Annotated in this window: 2 protein-coding genes; both read right to left on the reverse strand. The window is 64.3% G+C overall.

The annotated features are described in order from the left end of the window. On the reverse strand, positions 1-199 hold a 199-nt coding region (locus AWB76_RS41970), incomplete at its 3' end, for a hypothetical protein (protein WP_208606669.1). Next, on the reverse strand, positions 196-486 hold the full coding sequence (locus AWB76_RS38745) for a spike base protein, RCAP_Rcc01079 family (RefSeq protein WP_157696352.1): 291 nt from the start codon (positions 484-486) through the stop codon (positions 196-198). The genes AWB76_RS38745 and AWB76_RS41970, both read right to left, overlap by 4 nt. Between the last annotated feature and the right edge of the window lie 91 nt (positions 487-577).

Consider the following 577-nt stretch of genomic DNA (forward strand, 5'->3'; position numbering starts at 1 on the left):
TGACCGGTTCGTGATCAAACCGCGCGACGTTCGGCGCTGCGGTTTGCATGACGCCGTTCACATCGAAGTACGTCGCATTCGATGCGCGCGAAAACGTCCAGCCCGCCGGCACGCCTGGCGCTTTCGTGAAATCGAGACTTAGCGTCGGCGCCAGCGCACACGACGCCCTGCGCCAGATCGAAACATCCAGACCGATCATACGAGCGCGACCAGCGCGCCGGCCGTCGTGCCGCTCGCCTTGATCTGGATCGGGCGGATCGGCAGCAGCTCGCCGGCATAGCACGCCGCGAACACGACCACGGAGTTGTCCGGTGCGACCGCGACCACATCCCCGGCTTTGCCCACGCGCACCGCGCGCGGGCGCTGTGCAAGGCGCGCGCTGTCGCTGGGCGTGATCGCGTAGAAGAACTCGGCGGGCGAATCGAGTTGCGAAGGCGCCGATGCGTATTCATCGGTCATCGCCGGGCGTGGGATCGGAAGTGTCATGTTTTTACACTCAATGGGTTGTTGTGTTCGTTTCGGGCGTTTGTTGCTGGCGGCGTGGCGGTCAGACGGAACGATGACCCGTAAACGGAAC

This window comes from Caballeronia temeraria (genome assembly GCF_001544795.2).
Lineage (GTDB): Bacteria > Pseudomonadota > Gammaproteobacteria > Burkholderiales > Burkholderiaceae > Caballeronia > Caballeronia temeraria.